General features: G+C 56.7%; 23 protein-coding genes and 1 pseudogene. 13 read left to right on the forward strand and 11 right to left on the reverse strand.

Features of this window, described 5'->3' with window-relative positions; all coding sequences use genetic code 11:
• From L1249_RS02145 to ugpB, 10 genes and pseudogenes are all read right to left on the reverse strand, one after another.
• Entirely contained in the window at positions 1 to 168 is a 168-nt protein-coding gene (locus L1249_RS02145) for a DUF6435 family protein (RefSeq protein ID WP_139794523.1), read from the reverse strand.
• A 95-nt stretch (positions 169 to 263) separates the two neighbouring features.
• Positions 264 to 791 (reverse strand): alpha/beta fold hydrolase, encoded by a 528-nt coding sequence (locus tag L1249_RS02150; protein ID WP_054645276.1) that lies wholly within the window; start codon positions 789 to 791, stop codon positions 264 to 266.
• Between the two features lie 6 nt (positions 792 to 797).
• A complete protein-coding gene (locus L1249_RS02155) occupies positions 798 to 929 on the reverse strand; it encodes an entericidin A/B family lipoprotein (RefSeq protein WP_044628799.1) in 132 nt (43 codons plus the stop codon).
• 936 nt (positions 930 to 1,865) lie between these two features.
• A complete protein-coding gene (locus tag L1249_RS02160) occupies positions 1,866 to 2,405 on the reverse strand; it encodes a phosphatase PAP2 family protein (RefSeq protein ID WP_058578628.1) in 540 nt (179 codons plus the stop codon).
• Positions 2,368 to 3,531, reverse strand: a complete 1,164-nt coding sequence (locus L1249_RS02165) for a glycosyltransferase family 4 protein (protein ID WP_228169064.1) — start codon at positions 3,529 to 3,531, stop codon at positions 2,368 to 2,370. Before L1249_RS02165 ends, L1249_RS02160 begins: the two co-directional genes overlap by 38 nt.
• A gap of 108 nt (positions 3,532 to 3,639) precedes the next feature.
• Positions 3,640 to 3,870, reverse strand: a pseudogene (locus tag L1249_RS02170) (transposase); the annotation flags it as partial.
• Between the two features lie 94 nt (positions 3,871 to 3,964).
• Positions 3,965 to 5,020, reverse strand: a complete 1,056-nt coding sequence (locus L1249_RS02175; protein WP_062361860.1) for a sn-glycerol-3-phosphate import ATP-binding protein UgpC — start codon at positions 5,018 to 5,020, stop codon at positions 3,965 to 3,967.
• 2 nt (positions 5,021 to 5,022) lie between these two features.
• Complete coding sequence (ugpE, locus tag L1249_RS02180; protein ID WP_054641590.1) at positions 5,023 to 5,865, reverse strand: sn-glycerol-3-phosphate ABC transporter permease UgpE; 843 nt, start codon at positions 5,863 to 5,865, stop codon at positions 5,023 to 5,025.
• Between the two features lie 27 nt (positions 5,866 to 5,892).
• Positions 5,893 to 6,777 carry a sn-glycerol-3-phosphate ABC transporter permease UgpA gene (gene ugpA, locus L1249_RS02185; RefSeq protein ID WP_044628793.1) on the reverse strand — a complete coding sequence of 295 codons (885 nt, stop codon included), beginning with the start codon at positions 6,775 to 6,777 and terminating at the stop codon, positions 5,893 to 5,895.
• A gap of 98 nt (positions 6,778 to 6,875) precedes the next feature.
• Complete coding sequence (gene ugpB / locus L1249_RS02190; RefSeq protein ID WP_058578625.1) at positions 6,876 to 8,201, reverse strand: sn-glycerol-3-phosphate ABC transporter substrate-binding protein UgpB; 1,326 nt, start codon at positions 8,199 to 8,201, stop codon at positions 6,876 to 6,878.
• 202 nt (positions 8,202 to 8,403) lie between these two features.
• Here ugpB and argE point away from each other — a divergent pair, with 202 nt between their 5' ends.
• Positions 8,404 to 9,573, forward strand: coding sequence for an acetylornithine deacetylase (gene argE, locus L1249_RS02195; RefSeq protein ID WP_058578624.1), 1,170 nt, complete (start codon positions 8,404 to 8,406; stop codon positions 9,571 to 9,573).
• Between the two features lie 82 nt (positions 9,574 to 9,655).
• On the opposite strand, the gene L1249_RS02200 is transcribed toward argE, so the two are convergent.
• A complete protein-coding gene (locus tag L1249_RS02200; protein WP_230835133.1) occupies positions 9,656 to 9,967 on the reverse strand; it encodes a hypothetical protein in 312 nt (103 codons plus the stop codon).
• A 155-nt stretch (positions 9,968 to 10,122) separates the two neighbouring features.
• Between L1249_RS02200 and L1249_RS02205 the strand changes: the two genes are divergently transcribed.
• From L1249_RS02205 to L1249_RS02260, 12 genes are all read left to right on the forward strand, one after another.
• A complete protein-coding gene (locus L1249_RS02205; protein WP_058578622.1) occupies positions 10,123 to 10,590 on the forward strand; it encodes a YchJ family protein in 468 nt (155 codons plus the stop codon).
• A gap of 22 nt (positions 10,591 to 10,612) precedes the next feature.
• Positions 10,613 to 11,635 (forward strand): Bug family tripartite tricarboxylate transporter substrate binding protein, encoded by a 1,023-nt coding sequence (locus L1249_RS02210; protein WP_235253008.1) that lies wholly within the window; start codon positions 10,613 to 10,615, stop codon positions 11,633 to 11,635.
• 36 nt (positions 11,636 to 11,671) lie between these two features.
• Positions 11,672 to 15,166, forward strand: coding sequence for a bifunctional diguanylate cyclase/phosphodiesterase (locus L1249_RS02215; RefSeq protein ID WP_172415828.1), 3,495 nt, complete (start codon positions 11,672 to 11,674; stop codon positions 15,164 to 15,166).
• Positions 15,167 to 15,175: 9 nt separating this feature from the next.
• On the forward strand, positions 15,176 to 15,448 hold the full coding sequence (locus L1249_RS02220; RefSeq protein ID WP_062360488.1) for a GIY-YIG nuclease family protein: 273 nt from the start codon (positions 15,176 to 15,178) through the stop codon (positions 15,446 to 15,448).
• Positions 15,449 to 15,461: 13 nt separating this feature from the next.
• A complete protein-coding gene (locus L1249_RS02225; RefSeq protein WP_137092829.1) occupies positions 15,462 to 16,499 on the forward strand; it encodes a histone deacetylase family protein in 1,038 nt (345 codons plus the stop codon).
• A gap of 114 nt (positions 16,500 to 16,613) precedes the next feature.
• Complete coding sequence (locus tag L1249_RS02230; protein ID WP_137092831.1) at positions 16,614 to 17,000, forward strand: hypothetical protein; 387 nt, start codon at positions 16,614 to 16,616, stop codon at positions 16,998 to 17,000.
• Positions 17,001 to 17,032: 32 nt separating this feature from the next.
• Positions 17,033 to 18,712, forward strand: coding sequence for a VRR-NUC domain-containing protein (locus L1249_RS02235; protein ID WP_235253009.1), 1,680 nt, complete (start codon positions 17,033 to 17,035; stop codon positions 18,710 to 18,712).
• The gene (locus L1249_RS02240; protein WP_235253010.1) at positions 18,709 to 20,970 is read left to right on the forward strand and encodes an ATP-dependent DNA helicase; all 2,262 of its coding nucleotides are present in this window, start codon (positions 18,709 to 18,711) and stop codon (positions 20,968 to 20,970) included. The genes L1249_RS02235 and L1249_RS02240 overlap by 4 nt, the downstream gene beginning before the upstream one ends.
• A 31-nt stretch (positions 20,971 to 21,001) precedes the next feature.
• Positions 21,002 to 21,781: a sulfite exporter TauE/SafE family protein gene (locus tag L1249_RS02245; protein ID WP_058578208.1), complete on the forward strand. Its 780-nt coding sequence runs from the start codon at positions 21,002 to 21,004 to the stop codon at positions 21,779 to 21,781.
• 276 nt (positions 21,782 to 22,057) lie between these two features.
• Positions 22,058 to 23,431 (forward strand): site-specific integrase, encoded by a 1,374-nt coding sequence (locus L1249_RS02250; RefSeq protein ID WP_058578207.1) that lies wholly within the window; start codon positions 22,058 to 22,060, stop codon positions 23,429 to 23,431.
• A gap of 14 nt (positions 23,432 to 23,445) precedes the next feature.
• Positions 23,446 to 23,712, forward strand: coding sequence for a type II toxin-antitoxin system RelE family toxin (locus L1249_RS02255; RefSeq protein ID WP_058578206.1), 267 nt, complete (start codon positions 23,446 to 23,448; stop codon positions 23,710 to 23,712).
• Positions 23,696 to 24,040, forward strand: a complete 345-nt coding sequence (locus tag L1249_RS02260) for a helix-turn-helix domain-containing protein (RefSeq protein ID WP_058578205.1) — start codon at positions 23,696 to 23,698, stop codon at positions 24,038 to 24,040. Before L1249_RS02255 ends, L1249_RS02260 begins: the two co-directional genes overlap by 17 nt.
• Positions 24,041 to 24,127: the final 87 nt, after the last annotated feature.

Genomic DNA, 24,127 nt, shown 5'->3' on the forward strand with positions numbered 1-24,127 from the left:
TTAGCCCTCTTGAGCCTTAAGGCGGTTGATGTCGGCAAGAATCTCTTCTGTCAGTGTGGCGTTGGCGCGCATATCGCCGTTGCGGGAAGCTTCCATCGCCGCTTGCAGCTTGCGTTCGTACGCTTGTTGAAGCTTCTTTTTTGGGTCGCGCTTAAATAGTCCAAACATGTGCACTATCCTTTTGGTGTATATTATTTGCATAGGTTTTGGGTGCTTATGTCGACTGCTTTACGCGTTTTTCGTTTTCCGGTGCGTTGCTGAGGCTAAACCGGTGGGCGGGCGTCCGCACACTGGGCTAAGAAGCGTGTAAAGTCGTCCAGGATAGTGTCCAGGCTACTATGCAGGCGATGATCGTCATCAATCATTCGCAGTGACAAGCGCTGTAGGCGGGCACGCTCAATCACTGGGCCTGGGGGTACCACATCATCGCGCCAGCCATGAATGATATGCGTATGCTGGGCTTGAATCGTCGGTGAGGTCTCTGGGTACTCAGGCAGGCCAAGCGCGGGGGCGAGTAAAAAACAGCCCAACACCGGTGTTTGCGTACTGGCGGCAGCGCTGAGCCAGCCGCCTAAGCTTGAGCCTGCTAATACACAGCGGGCGGGGTCATCACCACGAGCCAGCAGAGTAGCGGTAAGGTGTTTCAATCGCTCGGCTGGCTCGTCCATGCCCCGGTAATCCATGACGACCGGCTCACAGTCATCAAGCTGTTCAGCAATACCCTTGAGCGCCTGCATTTTCAGTGCCCCTGGGCCACTCTCCAAGCCATGTGAAAGGTAGACGGTCATCATCATGGTTTAATCCGCCGAACGCTGAATGGCTTCACCACCCTGCTCAATATCCTGGCCCATACCGCGAACTGTGTTACAGCCGCTAATGGTGAGTAGTGTGGCCAGTAAGAGTATGCCAAGCGCAATGGTGCGTTTCATTGGGTCTTTCCTCTCTACTAAATAATGCCCCGCTGGGGCGTCATGGTGTGATGAGTAACATAAGCGCTGTTGGTGCGGGTTGCCACCGGTAAGTAGCCATGAGGTGGAACGTTTTACCAACGCTGCTTATCTCTCCTTAGCATAGATGTGAACCGTGCGCATTTGTCGCATGTGTCAATATTATCCATGTCATCCCTGAGTTTTCTGTCAATTTCGGTTAGGCTGGGCTTTTATTTTTTTGTTTAATTTATTGATATTAAAGATATTTTTTATTTATTGGTATGATTGGCCCAATGCCTGCAGTGTTATAAGTGTTAATACTTATAGTGTCACCATTGATGATTTAACCAATTTCACTGTTGGCAACCAAGTTCCAACCCATCAAAGCGTGAGCAGGCTAATAGACAGTAGAGGAGGGCAGGAGGCCCAGTAAGCATCACGGACGTGAATGGACTCTTAGCCTGCTCACTCTTATCAGCATAAGGCCGTGCTGATCATCGAAGCCAAGGAGTGGCAGCGATGCAAAACAGCCATCTCGCAACTGTGAGGTGGTTTTTTTGCGTTTATTTTTCAATCATTAATACATTGATTTATATAACGTTTTTTCTCGCCTTAGGGGTGTTGCATAGTTCCTGTACAGATATGCAAAGTATTTTGGTCTATCCTTTCGGGTAAACCAAAATCAGCGGTTATAAGACGTCAACGCATCGGCCGCACACTGACAGGGACAAGCGCTATGGTGATGGTATTGATGTTCTGCATGTTCGTGCTGTTTCTAGGATTTTCGGGGGTGGGTCTGTACATGATGTTTAAAACATCATTTATGACGGCTACAGAGGATCGCGACGACATGCCGCCTGATATGTAAGTGATTGAGTAATAAATAAAAAGCCACCCTTTTTTGGGTGGCTTTTGCATGTTGGCATGTAGAGACTCTTACCCCATCCAATAAAGGCTCAGCAGTGCAAAGCCATAGCCCATCACGCCACCAACCAGTACATCGCTGACATAATGCAGCCCTAGCCCCACTCGAGAAATTGCAATGAGTAGGCTGAGTGGAAGAACAATCGGCAGCAGCCAGGGGGTGTGGGCGGCCACTAATACGCTGAACATGACGGCGTGCATGGTGTGGCCACTGGGGAAACTGTAGCGATCTCGAGCGGGTTCACCGCAGTGTACGCCTCCCAGGTAAGTGATAAAGGGGCGCTCTCGGCACAGCTTGGTTTTGACCAGCTTATAAACCGTGACAGCTACCAGGGCGATCAGCGAGTACTGCATCATCCGCCACGTGCCATCAGGTTGAAGCCAGGGCTGGGCAGCAATCAGCAGTACCCACACCGGCCAGTCGCCTAACTTACTGGCTGTTTTCAGCGTTAGCCGCCAGGGGCGGTAGAGCGAGAGATGCGTGACCCGTTGGCAAAACCGCCACTCCCACAGGTCAAGACGATCGAATACGACAAGCGGGCGAGCTCGCATGGTGGGCCTCCTGGGCATGGTGTAGGTAGCGCAGAAACTGCTCAGCAATGCCCGACCAGCTTTGTTCTAGCGCGCGTAAACGGGCAACTCTTCCTATTCGTGCGTAATCGGCGGGGTGTTGGCACAGTGCCACGGCCGCTTCTTGAAAGCCGTGGGCGTCGTTAGGCGCTACGGTCACCCCGTTATGGCCGTTTTGGATCAGCTCCGCGCTGGCTGCATGACGATAAGCAACTACCGCCAAGCCGCTTGCCATTGCCTCCGTTACTACGTTGCCCCACGTTTCCGACAGCGAAGGAAATACAAACATATCAGCACTGGCGTAGTGGCAAGCTAGCTCATGTTTATCCACAAATCCGGTGAAATGTGCGTCAGGGAGTGCCTTCTCTAACTGTGCACGCCCTGGGCCATCACCAACGACCACCTGTGCCATATCGGGGCGCACATTGCGCATGGCTTGCAGCGTTTCTTGTAGCAGGGCCAGATTCTTCTCTGGTGCGAGTCGCCCGACATAGAGGGCGACCGGCTGGTGCTCGCTAACTCCCCACTGCTTACGCAGCTCTGCACTACGGTGAGCTGGAGAGAATTTTTCCCCATCAATCCCCCGAGCGAGCACCTGTACTTCATGGATACCCTGTTGGCGTAAAGCTGTGGCTTGCTGATGAGTGGGCACTAGTGTCAGTGCGCAGCCATTGTGAAAGTAGCGCAAATAGCGGCGAGTCGCGGCAGAGAGCCAAGAGGCGCCGTAATCATGGCAGTAATGATCGAAGTTGGTGTGCCAACCTGCCACCAGCGGAATGCTCAACTGTTGCGCTGCCTGGCGAGCTGCCCAGCCGAGCGGGCCTTGGGTGGCTAAATAAATCACATCTGGCCGGTGCTGTTGCCAAAACCGCTGCAACGTGGACGGGCGAGCAAATCCCACCTGAACATCACGATAGCCGGGCAGCGCCAGGTGGTTAACCTGTAGTTCTTGGGTGGCATAGGCGGCACTGCCGGGTGCCTTAGGCTTAGGGCGAATCACATCCATTGTGACGCCCAGCCGCTGCAGCTCACGACATATCCGGTTGAGAGTATGCGCAACGCCGTTAATTTCTGGAGACCATGTTTCGCTAACGATACAGAGCCGCATGAGCGATTCGTCCCTTTATCACGTTTCTCATTATGTTGCGCGGGCACAATGACACTGCCAAGACAGGCAAGTGAACAAGCGATGACAGACAGCCATCATGCAGTAAGTGAGGCGCTGAGTGTTTTTGGCCAGTCCACGATAGCGAGCCTTGCCATAACCAAAAACGTGTTTGATGTACCGAAAGGGGTGCTCCATCTTGGCACGGATACTGGCTTTGATTTTTTCGACTTTCTGTCGCCTGGCATCTCGCTTCTGGCGGGTGCCAGGCCGTTTGGCAATATACCAAGAGACGTCGTTGCGGTGCTTGTGCTCGTCTCTTTTTTGAATACCCAGGTAACCATGCCGGTATCGGCCATGCGAATAGGATTGGGGCATAGCGGTACCGACTGCGCCTTAGGCGAGTAACGTTGTTACCCGCCTAAGGCGCTGCGTACTAATGGGCGGTGCGCTTGCCGGTGGTGCTGTTGAACGGGTGAAGCGCATCGCTGGTCACGTACACCTGCAGCGTTTCACCTTCGCTGACCGGCGGCTGGCCTGCGGTACGCACCACCGTAGGTTGGTCGCTGCCTGCCAAGTTTAGGTAGAGATGGCTCTCTGCCCCGGCGGCTTCAAACAGCATCAAGGTAGCGTTCAACGTTATATAGGGCGCGGCTGGCGGGGCGAGCTGCATATCGTCTGGGCGGATGCCGACGGTATCAGTCTCTTTCGGCAACTGGCTCAGCACGCCCTGGGTATCCTGCTGCGCAAGGTAATCCAGCGGCAGCATGTTCATGGCCGGGGAGCCAATAAACTCCGCTACAAACATGGTGGCTGGGCGGGCGTAGATCTCCATCGGGGTGCCCACCTGCTCAATCTGACCGGCGTTAAGTACTACCAAGCGATCGCCAAGTGTCATGGCTTCCAACTGGTCGTGGGTCACGTAGAGGCTGGTGGTTTTTAACCGCCGCTGAAGCTGTTTGATCTCCACGCGCATCTGCACGCGCAGCTTGGCATCTAGGTTAGAGAGCGGTTCGTCAAACAGAAACGCGGCGGGCTCGCGCACTAACGCACGGCCCATCGCCACCCGCTGGCGCTGGCCGCCGGAGAGCTTGCGCGGTTTGCGCTCCAAAAAGTCCTCAATCTCCAGCATCTTGGCCGCCGTGCGCACCCGCTGGTCGATGTCGTCTTTCTTGAAGCCGCGATTCTTCAGGCCATACGCCAAGTTGTTATACACCGTCATATGCGGGTAGAGGGCGTAGTTTTGGAACACCATGGCGATATCCCGCTCGGCGGGCTCTAGCTGGTTCACTACACGCTCGCCGATTTTTAGGGTGCCCTCGGTGATGGTCTCTAGGCCTGCCACCATGCGCAGCAGGGTGGATTTACCGCAGCCGGAAGGCCCGACCAACACCACAAACTCGCCGTCCTGAATGTGTAAATCGACCCCTTTGACCGCCGCCACGTTGCCCGCGTAGGTTTTTTTCAGCCCTTCCAAGGTAATGCTGGCCATGGTTATTTCTCCGTCTCGGTCAGGCCTTTCACAAACAGGCGTTGCATAAACAGAATCACTAATACCGGTGGCAGAGCCGCCATCACCACGGCGGCCATAATAAGGTGCCACTGGGGGTTCTCTTCAGAGGTCATGCGCTGAATGCCCATCACAATGGTGTAGTAGTCCGGGTCGGTGGTGATCAGCAGCGGCCACAGATACTGGTTCCAGCCGTAAATAAACATGATCACGAACAGCGCGGCGATATTGGTGATGGAGAGCGGCATCAGAATGTCTTTAAAGAATTTCAGTGGGCCTGCGCCATCGACCCGCGCGGCTTCCAACATCTCCTCGGGGATGGTCATGAAAAACTGCCGAAACAGAAACGTCGCGGTGGCGGAAGCAATCAGCGGTATCGAAAGCCCCGCGAAGCTGTTTAGCATATTGAGATCTGCAACGACCTGAAATGTCGGAATAATGCGGACTTCGACGGGTAGCATCAGCGTGATGAAAATCAGCCAGAAGAAGAACATCCGAAAGCGGAAGCGGAAGTAGACAATCGCAAACGCGGAAAGCAGCGAGATCGACAGCTTACCCACGGTAATCGCCATGGCCATGATGAAGCTGTTCCATAGCATGGTGCCGGCCGGCGGCGCGCCCGCGTTTGAGACGCCGGATTGCCACATACGGGTAAAGTTTTCGATGCCGTGGGCACCTGGCAACATTGGTAGCGTGCCGCGTAGCAGGTCGCCCGGCGCTTGGGTCGAGGCCACCAGCGCTACGTAGACGGGAAACACCACCACCGCGACGCCGAGCATCAGCGTTAAGTGGGCAAAAAAGTTCGCCCAGGGACGATTTTCAACCATGACAAGACTCCAACAGTCAGCCTGCGGCTAGTAGTTCACCCGGCGCTCAATAAAGCGGAACTGCACCACCGTGAGTGCCACCACAATCACCATCAAAATCACCGACTGCGCGGCAGATGACCCCAGGTTCAGGCCGACAAAGCCATCGGCGTACACCTTGTACACTAGTGTGTTGGTGGCCTGGGCGGGGCCGCCCTGGGTAGTGGCGTGAATAATCCCGAAGGTATCGAACATCGCGTACACCACGTTCACCACCATCAGGAAGAAGGTGGTGGGCGACAGCAGAGGAAACACAATGGTCCAGAAGCGCTTCATGGGGCTGGCCCCGTCGATGGCGGCGGCTTCGATAAGTGATTGGGGGATCGACTGCAGCCCGGCCAGGAAGAACAGAAAGTTATAGGAGATCTGTTTCCAGGCGGCGGCAAAAATCACCAGCAGCATGGCGTCCGCCCCTGAGGTGCGGTGGTTCCACTGATAGCCCACCATATCCAGCATATAAGGCACGATGCCGATGGAGGGATTGAAGATGAACCACCACAGTACCCCGGCAATGGCGGGGGCAATGGCATAGGGCCATACCAGCAACGTGGTGTAGGTGCTGCGCGAGCGAATCATGCGATTCACCGTGCAGGCCAGCAGCAGCGCCGCCGCCATGGAAAGCAGCGTGGTGCCAATGGCAAAAATGGCCGTCACCGAGAGCGAGTTGAGATAGTTGCCGTCACGAAACAGGCGGGAAAAATTCTCCAGTCCCACGAAGGTCGTGCGTAGCCCAAAAGCATCTTCACGAAGTAGCGACTGATAGAGCGCTTGTCCGGCCGGCCAGATGAAGAAAATCAGCGTGACAATGACCTGAGGAGCCAGCAGGGCGTAGGGCAAAAAACGCCCTGGGAAGGTCATGCGTTTGGTTTGCATAGGCGACGTATCCTGCGTCTATAAACGGCACCAATAAGTGGGGCACTTAAAAACAGGCTCGCCGCCTGCCAAGGGCAGGCGGCGAAGCAGGTGCTTACTTACTGATTCGCGGATTCAAAGTCGCGCAGTAGTTGGTTGCCGCGCTCGACCGCCGCATCGGCCGCTTCTTGGCCCGACTTGTTGCCGGTCATCACAGCTTCCATCTCTTCAGAGATGATGTCGCGGATCTGGACGAAGTTGCCAAAGCGCAGGCCTTTGGAGTTCTCGGTGGGCTCGTTCAGCGTCATCTGCTTCAGCGAAATATCCGCACCGGGGTTCTCATCGTAGTAACCCTGCTCTTGGCTCAGATCCCAAGCGGCTTGCGTGATCGGCAGATAGCCGGTCTGCTGGTGCCACTCGGCCTGAACTTCCGGCTGGGAGAGATACTCGAAAAACGCTGCTACGGCGGCGTACTCCTCATCGGTGTGGCCTTGCAAAGCCCACAAGGTAGCCCCGCCAATGATGGAGTTTTGCGGCGCACCTTCTACGTCGTCGTAGTAGGGCTGCATGCCAAAGCCCACTTCGAAGTCGGCATTGGCAGCGACGTCGGCACGGGAAGCAGAGGAGCCAAAGAAGATCGCGCACTCCTGGGAGTAGAACATGGGTTCGGCATCCGGGCCAGAACCCGGGCCGCCCCATTTGAACGCGCCAGCGTCTTGCCAGGTTTTCAGGTTGTCCCAGTGGCGGGCGACCAGCTCGTTGTTGAAGTTCAGCTCGGTTTCCATGCCGCCAAAGCCGTTTTCCAGCGTGCCCAGCGGCGAGTTGTGCATAGCGGAGAAGTTCTCCAGCATCACCCAGCTCGGCCAAGAGGTGGTAAAGCCACAGTTGGCCGCACCCGATTCGGTAATTTGGGTGGCGTATTCCGCGAGCTCTTCCCAGGTTTGCGGCGGCTGTTCCGGGTCTAGGCCAGCTTCCTCAAACGCATCACGGTTGTAGTACATGATGGGCGTAGAGGAGTTGAACGGGAACGACAGCATATTGCCGTTGGTATCGGTGTAGTAGCCCACCACGGCGGGCAGGAAGGCTTCGCGATCAAACGCACGGCCATGAGCTTCCATCAGCTCATACACCGGATAAATCGCCCCATCGGCGTTCATCATGGTGCCAGTGCCGACTTCAAACACCTGCAGAATGTGCGGCTGCTCGCCTGCACGGAACGCTGCAATGGCGCCGGTCATGGTTTCGGTGTAGTTGCCGCGGTAGCTGGGCGTCACGCGGTACTCGTCTTGAGAGGCGTTGAACTCCTCGGTCATGCCTTCCAGAATTTCACCGAGTTGACCGCCCATGGCGTGCCACCAGGTCACTTCGGTAGCGGCATTGGCAGAAACACTTAACGTGGCGGTCGCCACACCGAGGGCAAGCGCGTGCAACGTGAAACGAGACATAACGGCTCCTTGTAGGTCGTGCGCAGTACGTTTATTAAGTTTTTTGGGTGCACTGAACAGTAGAAAGTGTAGATGACGATTTCATGAATGCACGGTGAACTTGTCGTGACGGACAACATTCGGCGAGACGCTGGTAGCGCTCAGTAGGCAAAGGGAATGCGGGGTGCTAGGGTGGCTAAAAAGCCTAACCAACGAGATAAACATGACGAACGTAACTGCGCTGCTGACCCAACTGGTGGCGTTTGATACCACCTCTAGCGAGTCGAACCTGGCGCTGATTGAGTTTGTTGAGCACTATTTAGCCGATTACGGCGTGACCGCCGAGCGGGTGATGAGCCCTTGTGGCACCAAAGCCAACCTGATTGCCCGCATTGGCCCGGATGCCCCCGGCGGCGTGATGCTGTCAGGCCATACCGATGTGGTGCCCGTGGCTGGCCAGCCCTGGAGCAGTGACCCGTTCACCCTGCGCGATGGCGGTGATGGCCGTTTGTATGGCCGCGGCACTTGCGATATGAAGGGCTTTATTGCCTGCGCGCTCGCCATGGTGCCCACCTGGGCGAAGGCACCGCTGAAGCAGCCGATCTACTTCGGCTTCTCTTATGACGAAGAGATCGGCTGCGTGGGCGCCCCCAGCCTGATTAAGCGCTTTTATGAGCACTACTCCACCACGGCCCACGTGATTGTCGGCGAGCCCACCAGCATGCAGCCGGTGGTGGCGCAAAAGGGCGCGACCAACCTGCGTACCACAGTGATTGGCCGTGAAGCGCACAGCAGCCAGGTGAATCAGGGCACGTCCGCGATCCACGTGGCCGCAAGGCTAGTGACGTTCATCGAGGGCACTATGGCCGCGCTGGTGGAAGAGGGGCGCGTGGATGAGGCTTTTAACGTGCCGCATACCAGCTTGCATGTGGGTAAAATCAAAGGCGGCACGGCCATTAATATCATGGCTCGGGAGTGCCAGTTCGAGTGGGAAATTCGCCACCTACCCACAGAAACCTTTGAAGAGGTGTACGGGCGCTTTAGCGACTACTGCGCAACGCTCAGTGAGGCGTTAAGTGCTCAGGGCAAAACCGTGGAAATTATTACTGAACCGCTGAACGTGACGGTACCGGGGCTGGCCGACCGAGACAATCAGCAGGTGCTGCGGTTAGCGCAGGACCATTTGCCGGACGGCTGCTGCCAGCACGCAGTTGCCTATGCCACGGAAGCCGGTCAGTTCCAGGGGCAGGGGCTGCAAACCATCATTTTAGGACCGGGCAGTATTGCCCAGGCCCACCAGCCGGATGAGTATATTGACACGGCGCAGCTAGACGAGTGCAGTGCCTTCATGCAGCGTTTGGGCCGCGCCATGGAAGCGCCTTTCGCGGGCTAATGGTCGGCTGCTTGCGCCCAATAAAAAACACCCGCCGGTGTCATCGGGCGGGTGTTTTTGTGAGACGCTTACGGTCTGGCTATTAATGCTGATGCTGCTCTTCGTAAAGCTCGGCTTTCGCATGGCGCATCACATCTTCGCACGCCTGCTGTTGGGCAAGTTGGGTTAGTAGCCGTTGTGTGACTTCAAACCCTTTCCCCAAGCAGGTATCCACTTCGTCACGGCTCACCTGGGGTGAGACGTTGTAGTCGATTTTTACCGTGCGGCCGCCGCCTTCTAGCCGGTCGGCAAACCCTCTAAGCCGCCACGCGATTCGCTCTTTCCAGTTTGCTGATTCTTCCGCGCCTTCGTTTACGCTAAACGTGCACTGCCATTCCGGTTTGTAAACCTTCATAGGAGAACCTCCACTGCGTTTGGAAAGAATGATCGACCGTGTTGTCGTACTCCGTCTGTCTAGGGATCTTGCTCTGTTACTATACCTAACTCAGGGTTAATACCGAAACAAAACATCTACATCGTTTGCTCCTTGCACAAGCCAGAGCCACTCCTATGACTCACTCATTGCCTAAAAGTTGCCCCTGCGGTAGCAATACTCCGCTGGCAACCTGCTGCCAGCCCTATTATCAAGGGGTCACGCTGCCACCAACGCCCGAAGCGCTGATGCGATCACGATACACTGCTTTCGCGTTGAATCAGCGTGACTACCTACTTGCCACCTGGCATTCCTCGACCCGCCCTCAGCAGCTACCACCCGATCCTGATACTCAGTGGGTTGCGCTCGATATTGTGGCCGCGCCAACCGTGCAAAATGACCAAGGCTCCGTACATTTTCGCGCCACTTTTCGTGAGTCGGGTGGCTGGCATGTGCTAGAGGAAGTCTCGCGTTTTGTACGGGAAGAGGGGCGCTGGTGGTATATCGACGGTACTCCTAGTGTCATGCGTTTAAAACCACGCCGGAATGAGCCTTGCCCTTGTGGCAGTGGGCGAAAATTCAAGGTATGTTGCCAGCAAGGCTAAGTAGTATGAGGCAGGAGAAGGGGTGAACGCTTTGCAGGTACTGTTGACTATTTGCCGTAGGATACTGCTACGCACTTCCTTTGCGGTCGCTCTTGGTATTGGGCTGCCTGCCAGCACCCAAGCGAGTGATCAGGCAGAGCTGAACAGCGTCCCTTTTCCTGCTTCTGATATTACCCTGGTGGTGCCGTTTGGCGAAGGCGGCGCTACGGATGTGCTGTTCAGGGCGATCGCAGAGCAAGCGCAAACGTATCTGGAAGTGCCGGTTACACCAATCAATATGCCGGGTAATGGCGCAACGCTTGGCTCGCAGTTTGTTAAAGAGGCGCCCGCTGATGGCTACACTCTGCTTGGCAGCCATCAAACGATTGATCTTGCCTATTTTGCTGGCTTTGCGGATTACTACCACGATGCCTTTGCACCAGTGGCACTATTAACACGCACCGTTAATATTCCCGCGACCTATGCAGGGCACTCTGTTACTCAGGCCAGCCAAATTGCTGCCATGGTGGAGCAGCAGCCCGGCGAGTTGTTGTTTGGCATGATACCGCACTCAACGGATCACTTTTTCTGGTTACAGTTTTTTGAGCAAACGGGTATTTCGATCGACGACGTGCAGTTTGTGCACTATCCCGATACCGGCGCACAGGTAGTGGCTCTGTTAGGCGGCGAATTGGATTTCGCGATGCTGAATTTGCCGTCAGCAAGCCAGCTGTTCAAAGCGGGAGCACTCACCCCCCTTGGCGTTGCCAGCGAAACGCGCCTGTCGGCATTGCCGCAGGTGCCAACGCTCATGGAGCAAGGCGTTGAGTTAGTGAATACGACTGATCGAGGCTTGTTCGCCCCGTTGGATACACCACCAGAACGTCTTGCGCGATTGGCAGGCGCATTTGAACAGGCCCTAGCCCAACCATCGCTTGCCCATACACTGCAGCATATCCACGGTTCCGGCGTAGACTTCCGGCCGCGAGAAGCTTACGGACGCTACCTTGATGAACAATACCAGCAGCTTAAAGCGCTGGCGGAGGCTGTTTCGTTTGAACGCTAGCAGCCGACTGACCACGCACAGGAGCGAGTGGGATTCATGCCATCAAACACGCGTGACTTAGCAGCTGAGACGCTGCTATTAATGGTGTCAGCGACGCTGCTCTTTATGGGCGGCGCAGGTCTGTTGGTAGGGCTTGTGCTGCCGAAGATGCTGCTTGGGCCTATGTTGGTTCCTGATGCTTCGTTGGCGATCCTCTTGATCGGCATGAGCTTATTGGCGACATTGTGCCACTGGCCTTGGCTGCGTTGGGGCGCTGCAGGCGCACTGTTGGCGCTCACGGCATATACCCTGGCCCATAACTCTCTTGATCAAGGGGTTGCCGAGTCACTGATTACCGGCGAAAGGCGCATGACCTCGCTATCAACGCTCTTTTTGCTTTGGGTTAGTGCTTGTTTGGGGGGCGGCGTTGGCAGTTCACCATGGCGCTTATTATGGCGGATCACAGGGGTTGGGCTCCTGCTTTTTGGCGGCTTTGTGCTGGCCCAGCTTTGGCAAAGCGATGAGCTGTATCAACCGCTGTTTAGCTCTTCGCCCATCGCAGTCCTGGTATTTATTGTGCTGTTAGGGGCTGCTCTATTGGTGGCAGGCTGGCGACATCGTGCTGCACGCCTAATCCCTGGCCGGTTAACCGTTATAGTCGGGTTGGCAGGTGTGCTGGCTAGCAGCTTGGCGTGGCTTCTGCTTAGCATGCACCAGCGCGACTCAATTGAGCAGCAGGCGAGCTATCTACTAGATAGTGTTCAGCTTAACTCTGAGCAGGCCATGACAGAGCAGCTTCAGTTAATGCAGCGCATGGCCGAACGGCTAGAGATTGTCTCTGCTGACCAGGGCCAAAGCGAAGGCCTGTTAGAACAAGATGCCCAAAACTATTTTCGCGATACGCTGAGTTTAATAGAGATTGCGCTGGCTGATGACCAGGGCAGGGTAATCTGGTCGCAGGGGCGCAATGAAGAGAGCGGCGACTGGCTATTGAGCCAGCTCAGCAAGCCCACCGTACAATCTTGGCTCAGTATTCCTTTTGAGCGCCCGCGCTTGCTAGTGCCCGATAACCAGCGGCGCAGCATGATGCTGATGGCTATTCCTGTCTCTAGCCAATCGCAACAGCTATTGGCCGCGATAGATTTAAGCACGTTGCTGAATAATGAGCTGCGGTTAGCCTTAGGGCCATTTCAGGTCAGCGTCAGCCAAGGCGAGCAACTGCTGCTGACGCTTCATCCCTCCGGGTTTGCTGGGGCTAACATCACTTATTCCTCATTGGTATTAGCAAGCCGCCTGGCTGGGCTGCCAGGGGGCGTTAACCTAACGCTGCGCGCCTACCCAGGCCAGCATTACAACTGGTATTTATTAGGTGTAATGCCCATTAGCGTCACGGTGGGTGGCTTGGTGATGAGCTGGTTGCTGGCATTTAGTGTGGGATTAGCCAGGGCAAGTACCGCCCGCGCAAGAGAGCTGGCGGCGGCTCGCCACTCCCTTGAGGAGAGTGAGCAGCGCTACCGTTCGCTGTTTGTACATCATCCGGACGCGGTATTTTCGCTGGATAAAAGCGGCTATTTCATGACGGCCAATACAACCTGCGGCAAGGTGATCGGCTTTCCTCTTGAGGAAGTTGTCGCGCGTCATTTCTCTGACTTTGTAGAAGAGCATGGGCGTGATTATATCAAATCGTATTTTAAGCACGTTCTGCAGGGCGGTATTTCACGTAATGAAATTACCATCACCGATAGTCAATCGCAGCGTCGTATTCTGGATTTGATCAGCTTACCCATCACAGTGAATGGCAGTGTTGAAGGGGTTTACGGTATCGCCCAAGACGTTACAGAGAAACGCAGGCAGCAGACTCGGCTGCGTATCCTTGAGCGCAGCGTGGAAGCCAGTGTGAACGGGGTGGTAATTGCTGATGCCAGCCAGCCTGATGTGCCGATTGTGTATGCTAACCAAGCTTTTAGCACTATGACGGGTTACTCACAAAGTGAAGTGATTGGCCAGAATTGCCGTTTTTTGCAGGGGCCTGATAGCGATCCTGCCATGGTCGCTAAGCTACGTTGTGGTATTCAGGAGCAGCGTGAGACCCAGGTGACGCTATGCAATTACCGCAAAGATGGCACGCCGTTCTGGAACGACTTATATGTGTCTCCAGTGCGGGATGACCAAGGGCATATCACCCACTTTGTAGGTGTGCAGCACGATATCTCACAGCATAAAGCTTATGAGGCACGCCTTGCTTATCATGCCACCCACGATGACCTCACTCGCTTACCCAACCGTATGCAGTTTGAAGAAAAGCTGCATCAACGGTTCGCCCATGCCCAAGAAAGTGGTGAGCGCATTAGCGTGTTGTTTGTAGATCTAGATGATTTCAAGCCCATCAATGACACGCTAGGGCACGCAGTGGGCGACCAAGTATTGATAGAGGTCGCTAAGCGCCTGCGTGCTGCCCTGCGGCAAGCGGATACGGTTGCCCGGCTAGGGGGCGATGAATTTGTACTACTGCTTACTAATATCGTTGATAAAGGGCAAGTGATTGACGTGGCGGAGCGTTTATTGCCAGCGCTCGCTAAGCCTTACTGTATTGCTGGCCATGAGCTGTATTTGACCGCCAGCGTGGGTATTGCCATGAGCCAGCCCGATACTCCCCAACCACAAACCCTGATTCAGCAAGCGGATATGGCGATGTACAAAGCGAAGCAGCAAGGCCGTAACGCCTATGCGTGGTTCAGCCACGACATCAACGAAGTGGCCAACGAGCGGGTCAGCCTGCGTAACGACCTGCAGGAAGCCATCGACCACCAAGGCTTTGAATTGCATTATCAGCCGCTGTTTAACCGGCATGGGCGAATCGACAGCGTGGAAGCACTGCTGCGCTGGCCGCACCCTATTAAAGGTTATATTTCCCCTGCCCGCTTTATTCCCTTGGCGGAGGCTACTGGGCAAATTATGCCGATTAGCGAATGGGTGCTGCAGCGGGCCTGTAAGGATATGCTCAAGTTACAGCGCAGCGGGTTGGGGGAGCTGCGGGTCGCGGTGAATCTTTCGCCTTTGCAGTTCCACCGTGACAGTTTTCTAGCCACGCTGCGTCAAACGTTATTGGATACTGGATTGCCAGCAGAGCAGTTGGCCCTAGAGTTGACCGAAGGCATCCTGATGGATAATACCGACGCAGCAATCAATATTCTTAATGAGTTACACACTATGCAGGTCAGTGTGTCGATTGATGATTTTGGTACTGGCTACTCAAGTTTGAGCTATCTCAAACACTTGCCGATCAGCACGATCAAAATTGATCGCAGTTTTATCAGTGAGATCACCAACAGCGACGGTGATTCAGCTATTGTGCAGGGGGTGATCTCCATGGCTCATCACCTAGGCCTTAATGTGGTGGCTGAAGGCGTGGAAACCAACGAGCAGCATCAGCGACTGTTGGCGTACCGCTGTGATTTATTCCAAGGTTTTGGGCTAGCGAAACCCATGCCGCTGGCAGAGCTTGAGCGTTTAATGGCCGAACAGGAAGTGTCTACCTCTACGACCAGCTAACGAGCCGCTATGGAAAACACAGCCACTTCTCCATGGTATTTGTACCTGCTTGAGTGTAGGCGCGGTACCTATGTAGGGATTACTAACAACCTCGCCAAACGCTACCAAGCCCACGCGACGGGTAAAGGCGCGCGCTATACCCGGGCAAACCCGCCACTAGCGTTACTGGGCGCGCAACCCTTTGCCGACCGTGCCGCTGCCAGCCGTGCTGAGTATCAGTTAAAGCAGCAGACCCCAGCCCAAAAGCGTCGTTGGGCAGCTGACTGGCCGTATCACGCATAAAGAAGGAAACCGCATGCTAACGTTTTTTTCCGAAGGTAGCCGCCAGCGCCAAGCCCGTAGCGAACTGCACGATGGCGCTTTAGTTACCCCCTTTGAGTGCCCCGAGCGGATGGATTTGGTATTGGCTGCCTTGAGCAAAGCCGCGTTTGAAGTTCGTTCGCCCAGTGACTACGGCCTTGCGCCCGTGCTGGCGGTTCACGATGCTGATTACGTCGCGTTCTTGGAAAACTGCTGGCAGGCATGGCAAGCGGCGGGCCACGCGGGCGAGGCCATCCCCAATATCTGGCCAGCCCGTACGATGCGCGGTGACCGTATTCCCCAGTCGGTGAGCGGCCAGTTGGGCTACTACGCCCTTGCTGCTGAAACCTCAATTACGGAAGGCACCTTTGCCGCTGCCATGGCAAGTAAAGATACCGCGCTGGCGGCAATCGATCATACCCTCGCTACTGGCGAGCCGACCTTCGGCCTGTGCCGACCGCCGGGCCACCACGCGGCGGTGGATCAATTCGGCGGCTACTGCTTTTTCAATAATGCCGCCATCGCTGCCCAGCGCGCGCTGGACGCTGGCAAGCGCCGTGTCGCGATTCTCGACGTGGATTTTCATCACGGTAACGGCACCCAGCAGATCTTCTATCGCCGTGACGATGTGCTGTTCGCCTCGCTCCACGGCGACCCTGACGTGACCTTCCCCTACTTTTCGGGCTACACCGACGAAACCGGCGAAGGAGTAGGTGAGGGCTTCACGATCAATTACCCGCTGCCGCCGGGCACCTCCGTTGCGACGTGGATGGCCGCGCTAGACGATGCGCTGGCGCGCATTCATCAGGCCGAGTGCGAGCTGCTGGTGGTGTCGCTGGGTGTGGATATTTTTGAAGACGACCCGATCAGCGCCTTTACCTTTCAACACGCCGACTTTATTGCGCTTGGGCAACGTCTTGCCGAGGCCGGGCTACCCTGCGTGTTTTTAATGGAAGGGGGCTACGCCGTTGCGGATATCGGGGTCAACGTGGTGAACGTACTGCAAGGTTTTAATGAAGCGAAAAGGGCGTGAAAAAAGGCATTAAGGTGACAGTTACACGAAATTCGGGCAGTCTTATGCCTTTTTGGCCTATCCTGTAGGCGGTTACCTCTTTTTCACCTTATCGTTCAACGTGGGGAGCGGCGCGTGGCAGTTTACGGCGGTATTCAGGCACATGAAGTGGAGCGTTGGCTAAATGCCCTCACCAACGCGGCCTACGACCGACGCTGCCCGCTCACTAAAGTGCACGGGGGCAACGCCCGTGCCCGCACTGCTCGCCAGGATTTACTTCACCTGGCGACCGCGTTTCGAGGCGGCGAGCGCAGCCGCGATGCCGTTGCCGATGGCCTAAGCCGTTGGTGCCAGCACTATCTGACCGAAGCAGAGTGGTACGTGCTGGTAGGCGGGCGCAGGCCAGCTGCCCAAGCGAAGCCTGCCCCGCGTGTGAGCGAGCCATCCTATGACACACTGAACGCCGACGAGCAAGCCGCTGACGATGCCTTGGAAGTGCTTTACCAACACCGCGTGGGTTAACCAACGGTCGCTCGCGCTGTTACAATGGATGCATGAACAGTGCCTCTGCCGCTCCGGCGACCGCCTCCCTCGATGATCCTTTCTACTACTTAGCGAATTTTCGCTTCGTGGTCGCGTGGGTGCAGGCGCGCCACGGGGATTTACTCAGTGCCGATGAGCATCACGTTCTTCAGCAGTGGTCGCAGCTGCCTCGCGCTTCTCAAGCGCTATTAGTGCGGATGGTGATGCGTAAAGGCGAGCTGTTTCGTGTGGATAAGCTCAGCTACCCTGAAATTGGCGACACCCATCAGGCGTTGGCGCCGCTACTGGCGCTTGGCTGGGTAGATGACGCGCCGCTGTTAAGTGGGGAGGAGGTGTTTCGGCTGCTGCGCTTAAGCGAGCTGCGCCACGCCTTGCAAGCTCCTATCAGAGCCGCTGGGCTGTCGTCTAATGCCACCAAAACGGCGCTCCAATCTGTGTTAATACCTGTGCTTACCGATTCAATACCGCTGCGCCAGTGGTGGCCTACCGCCACAACGCACATCGTGCGACTCAACGTCATGGCGCTATGCGACCGCCTGCGGCTGATGTTCTTTGGCAACCTGCGTCAGGACTGGGCCGAGTTCGTGCTCACCGAGCTTGGCTTGCAGCGTTTTGAACAAGTGCCGCTGACCGCAGAGTCTCGCGCGTTTCAGCGCCGGGAAGAGGTGGATACCTACCTCACGCTGCACCGCCTGCGCGAGCGCCTGGAGAGCGGCGAGCCGCCAGATCGACTGGCCGCTGATGTGCCCGCAGCCTCCGGCAACCGCTGGCTAGACGCACGCCGTTCGCGGCTGCTGCTGACCCTGGGGCAAACGGCGGAACGCAGCGGTGAAGCAGAACAAGCGCTTTTGCTGTACGCCGAATCGACTAACAGCGAGGCACGCATACGCAGGCTGCGAGTATTGGAACGCCTGAAGCGCTACTCAGAAGCTTATGAACTCGCTCAGGCCGCGCGCGAGCAGGCGAGAGAGAGCGAAACCCAAGCGCTTGGGCGCTTGTTGCCGCGCTTGGCGCGCAAGTTGAACCAGCCCGCCCCCCAGGTAGTGAAAGCAGCCGAGGCCCCGACCTACGTGCTGGAGCTTCCTGGCCCTCAATCGGTAGAGCGCGCCGTTGCCGAACACTTATCCACCGCCAGTACTCCGGTGTTCTATGTGGAAAACTGCCTAATTACCGGGCTTTTTGGCCTGTTGCTCTGGCCAGCGATTTTCAAACCGCTGCCGGGGGCGTTTTTTCATCCGTTTCATAGTGGGCCTGCGGATTTGTACCGCGAGGACTTTGTTCGCCAGCGCCAAGCCGAGATCGACGCCTGCCTGGCGCAGCTAGACGACGGGCGCTACCGCGAGACGATGCGAGCGACTTGGCACGCGAAGCAGGGCATTACCTCGCCGTTTGTGCACTGGGGTGTCTTGAGCGAACCGCTGTTAACAGCCGCGCTTAGCTGCCTGCCCGCCGCGCACCTACGCGCCTGCTTTATCCGCTTGCTAAGTGACCTAAAGCACAATCGGGCAGGCCTGCCGGATCTTATTCAGCTAATGCCCGATGCGCCCGCCGGGAAGCCTCGCTACCGTATGATCGAAGTGAAAGGCCCCGGTGACCGCCTGCAGGATAACCAGCGCCGCTGGATTGATTTCTTCTGCCGTCACGACATACCGGTCGAGGTGTGCCACGTGCGCTGGCAGCCTACTTCATGAGCCGCTATCGGGTCGCGGTGCGTACGCTGTGCGATTTCACCGCACGCCAGGGCGACCTCGACCACCGTTTTACCCCCGCTCCCAGCGCCCAAGAGGGCATTGAAGGCCACGCGCTGGTGGCCAAACGGCGGGAAAACATAGCGGGCTACCTGGCCGAATTACCGCTCTCCGGCGAATATCAGGGGCTACGCGTGGCGGGCCGCGCCGATGGCTTCGATGTGGCGGCGAATTGCGTTGAAGAGGTCAAGACCCATCGCGGCAGCCTAGCGCGCATGGCGGATAACCAGCGAGCACTGCATTGGGCTCAGGTGAGGGTATACGGCGCGCTGCTCTGCGCCGAGCGCGGCCTTTCACACATCACGCTGGCGCTGGTGTACCTGGATATTGCCAGCGGCCAGGAAACCCGGCTGACGCTTGATGCCCGTGCCGAGGAGCTAGCGGCGTTTTTTGCCGACCAGTGCCAGCGCTTTTTAGCCTGGGCCGAGCAGGAGGCCGCCCACCGCGAGTGCCGCGATGCGTGGCTCGCCACGCTGACCTTTCCCCACGTGGACTTTCGTCCAGGGCAGCGGGCGTTGGCCGAAGATGTGTTCAAAGCCGCCAGCACCGGACGCTGCCTGCTGGCCCAAGCGCCCACCGGCATTGGCAAAACCCTGGGCACGCTGTTTCCCATGCTCTCCGCGATGCCCCGCCAGCGGCTCGACCGCATCGCTTTTCTCACTATGAAAACCCCTGGCCGCCGCCTCGCGCTGGATGCCTTGGCGAGCCTAGATGCCCCCGCGCAGCCGTTGAAGGTGCTGGAACTCGTCGCCCGCGATAAAGCCTGTGAATACCCCGGTGCCGCCTGTCAGGGCGATGCCTGCCCTTTAGCAAAAGGGTTTTACGACCGTTTGCCTGCCGCCCGCCAAGCGGCGGTGGAAAAAGGCTGGCTAGCGCGCGATGCGCTGCGGGAGGTGGCGCTGGCGCATCAGGTTTGCCCCTACTACTTAGGCCAGGAGCTGGCCCGCTGGGCCGATGTGACGGTGGGGGATGTAAACCACTGGTTCGATAGCCACGCGCTGCTGCACGGGCTTGCTCAAGCCAACGACTGGCGAGTGGGGCTGCTGGTAGATGAGGCGCATAACCTGGTAGACCGTGCTCGCGGCATGTACAGCGCCGCGCTCTCCCAGCAGCGCTTGAGCTTCCTGCGCCGTCACTCCCCGCCCGCCTTAGCCAAGCCGCTGGCCCGCGTAGGCAGGCAGTGGCAGGCGCTCAATAAAGAGGTGGCCGCCCAAGCGCCGGAGCGGCGTTACCACTTGCTAGAAACGCTGCCCACCAAACTGGTGAGCGCACTGCATACCCTTGCTGGGGCGATGACTGATTATCTCGTGGAGCACCCCGAAGGGGCGAATCAGGCGCTTCAAGAGCTGCTGTTTGAAGCGCTGGCGTTCTGCCGCTTGGCGGAATCGTTTGACGAGCATTCCCTGTGCGATCTGGAAAGTCAGGGCAAAGGAAGTGCGGTGCTTGGGCTACGCAATGTGATCCCGGCGGACTTTCTCGCCCCGCGCTTTAAGCGCGCTCACTGCACGGTGCTGTTTTCCGCCACGCTGTCGCCCTTTCACTACTATCGCGACCTGCTGGGGCTGCCGGAGCACAGCGTCTGGCGCGAGGTGGCCTCTCCCTTCGTGGCGCAGCAGCTGGAGGTCCATGTGCGTAGCGAGATCTCTACCCGCTACCATCAGCGCACGGCGTCGGTGCCTCCGATTGTTGCGACACTGGCGGCGCACTATCAGCACAAGCCGGGGCACTACTTGGCATTTTTCAGTAGCTTTGCTTACCTCGAACAGGTGATGAACGCATTCGAGCAGGCGCACCCTGAGATTCCCGTTTTCGGGCAAACGCGCGGCATGCAGGAGCCTGAGCGCGAGGCGTTTTTGGCGCGCTTTGCCCCCGGCGGTAAAGGCATCGGTTTTGCCGTGTTGGGCGGTGCCTTTGCGGAGGGCATTGACCTTCCCGGTGAACGATTGATCGGTGCCTTTGTGGCAACACTGGGCTTGCCGCCGTTTAACGACTTTAACGAAGCGCTGAAAGCCCGATTGCAGGCGCGCTTTGGCCGGGGAGACGACTATACCTACCGTATTCCTGGGATGATCAAGGTGATACAGGCCGCCGGGCGAGTGATCCGCAGCCCCGACGATGAAGGGGTTGTGGTATTAATGGATGACCGTTTTGCCCATGCCCAGGTGCGCGCACTGCTGCCGCGCTGGTGGCAGCTGGGCTGATCCCATCACTGTAAGGAAACCTATCAACGCTATGGCAGATTTACTTTGGTATCAGTACGTGCTGATTGGGCTGATCTTTGCCTGGAGCGGTTTTGTGCGCACGAGCTTAGGTTTTGGCGGCGCGGTATTGGCGCTGCCGTTTCTCCTGCTCGTCGTCAACGAACCATTGGTGTTCCTGCCGATTATTGCTATTCATCTGCTGATTTTTTCCAGTTGGATTGCCTGGAATGGGCATCGTCAGCTGCAGCAGGCGGGCAGCAGCGCTGCGGTTCAGAGCAACATCGACTGGGGCTATTTAGGTAAAGCGCTCAAGATCATGATCGTGCCCAAGCTGGTAGGGGTAGTTGGGTTGCTCACTCTGCCCGCCAATGTGATGACCAGTATCATCTTCGGTATCGTGATCATCTACGCTATCGGCTATGTGCTGAATAAACCGTTTAGAAGTAACAATAAGTACGTGGATTATGTACTGCTGGGGCTGGGAGGCTACGTTAGCGGCACGTCGCTGATTGGCGCACCGCTGATTGTGTCCGTGTTCGCCACTCACGTCGCGAAAGAGCAGTTACGCGACACCATGTTTGTGCTGTGGTTTATTTTGGTCGTGATCAAAATGGTGTCGTTTGTGATTGCGGGCGTTGACCTACAGCTCATCCACCAGCTCTGGCTGTTGCCCTGCGCTTTTGTCGGCCACTTACTCGGCGAAAAAGCCCACCGCTACTTGCTGAATGCCGACACCGGGCTGTTTTTCCGCGTGCTGGGCGCCGTGCTGATATTGGTCAGCGTGGTCGGCCTGCTTAACCCGCCGAGCTAACCCGCACGCACACAAAAACGGCCACTTGCTCTAAGAGCTAAGTGGCCGTTTTCATTGAATTCTTGGTCGGAATAGCAGGATTCGAACCTACGACCTCTGCCTCCCGAAGGCGTTTATGGGGTAAATAAGTAGGAACAGGTATAAACAATAATGAATAAATATATCCTTTACATACAACCACTTGCTTTTGTTGTTTAGGTTCTTCCTTGTTCCTTGATGTGCCTAGATATATCCTCTAAGTGTCACCTATCTGTCACCTAGAAAATGAGGCGCATCATGGCAGGCACTGAAACCCGCATAAAGCTGACCTCCAAGAGCGTCGAAAAGCTGGCGCGAGAACAGCCATCCGCCGATGTGTGGGATACCGAGCTTGCTGGCTTCCATGTGCGCTCAAGCATGCGCGGCTTAACCTTTCGCCTTTACTACCGCACCAAGACGGGCAAGCGCCGAATGATGACGCTGGGCACCTATGGCGCGTTAACACTTGCCCAGGCCCGCCGGGATGCTACCGAAGCCCTCGCCATTGTTGCGCAAGGGGGAGACCCCCGCGCTGTTATCGAAGCGGCCAAGGCCGAAAGCCAGCGCCAAGAACAGTTAACGTTACGCGCGTATCTCTCTGGCCCTTATGCCGCTTACCAGGGTCGTCGTAAAGACGGTGCTGGTACGCTGCGGCGCATAGAAAAGGGTTTTGCTGACTGGTTAGATAAACCAATGGGGGATCTGACTCAAGCAGACGTGGAGCGCTGGCAGGCTAAGCAGGAAAGCGCCGATAAACCGCTTGCTTTCAGCACTCTCGAACGCTCATTTGGTGCGCTTTGCTCGGTGCTATCACACGCCGCTAAACGCGGTGTAATTCCCGTTAACCCGCTTGCGCGTATCAGCTTGCAGCGTCCCGCGCTCACTGATGAGGAAATGACCGAGCAAGCCTCACAGCGACGCTATCTTGAGCCGCAAGAGGTGGAAGCCCTGTTTGCTGGCCTAGACGCTTACCAAGAGGGGAGGCGCGAACAGCGACGCAGCAGCCGCGCCCATGGGAAGCCCTACTTGCCCGATCTGGATAGCCTTGATTACGTCGATCATGTGAAGCCGTGGGTGCTCACCATGTATTACACGGGCTTTCGGCCTGGTGACATTACGGGCCTACGTTGGGAGCACGTGAACCTAACGTTCAAGACGATCCGTAAGACCATCGAGAAAACTGCGCACCATCACCCAGAGCCACAAACCTTCCCGCTTTCCAGCGCGGCCACAGCCGTTTTGAATACTTGGCACGAACAGCAGGGAAAGCCCAAGACAGGGCTTGTGTTTCCTAACCCGGAAACCGGTAAACGCTTTGACAGAACCGTAATGCAAAAGCCATGGGCCAAAGTGCGCAAGTTTGCCGAATTACCCAGCGACCTGGTGCTTTATACCCTTCGGCATAACTTCGCGTCCCAGTTGGTAATGGCCGGTGCTGACTTGCTGGCGGTATCCAAACTGATGGCCCATAGCGACATACAGACGACGATTCAGCACTACGCCCACCTTCGCCCTGACCATACGCGCGACATCGTAGAAGCGTTCGCCCAGCAGGTGCCGGGTGGCGACTCACTGACAAGCGAAAGCAATGAGCCCAACGCAACGCTTGCCGTTGTCTCAACCAACGCCTAAACTTATAAAACCTTATGACCTATCAAGTGCAATGGACGCTTAAAGCGGCCAAACAAGCCAAGAAGCTACATGCGTCTGACCGCGCCATGGTCATTGAACGGGTGGGCAGCCTAACCACTTGGCCAGAGTGTAAAGAGACCCACGACATCAAGCCCCTCACCCGCCACCAGTACCAATACCGCCTACGTGTAGGCCGCTATCGTGTGCTGTTCGATGTGGAAACGGGCCTTCAAGTGGTCTCTATCGAGGAGGTGAAAAAACGCGATGAACGCACTTATTGATTACCAAATTAGCGAGCAGGCAGGCCGCCGCTATGCCGTGCTGCCATTAGAGCAGTTTACTGCCCTGGTGGAGCGTGCTGGAGAGGTTGACGCGCTGACGCTGCCGCATGAGATCGTAAGCCGCCACCTGGTCGATGACGTGCCGCTAACACGCTGCTGGCGCGAGTACCTTGATATCACCCAGGCTGAGCTTGCGCGCCGCCTGAGCGTCTCCCAGGCGCAGGTAGCACAGTGGGAAAGCGCCAGCGCCAAGCCTCGCCATACCACCTTGAAGAAGCTGGCCACCGCCATGGGCATTCATATTCGCCAGCTCACGCTAGAAGATTAACGCGGCACATGCCGCCCGCTTTGGCTGGCTAGGGCCGATCACCTGAAAGCGCGGATAACTCCACCGTGTTAGCCAGCCAATCTACTT

It is taken from the genome of Halomonas sp. Cn5-12, assembly GCF_021532545.1.
GTDB classification, from domain to species: Bacteria; Pseudomonadota; Gammaproteobacteria; order Pseudomonadales; family Halomonadaceae; genus Vreelandella; species Vreelandella aquamarina.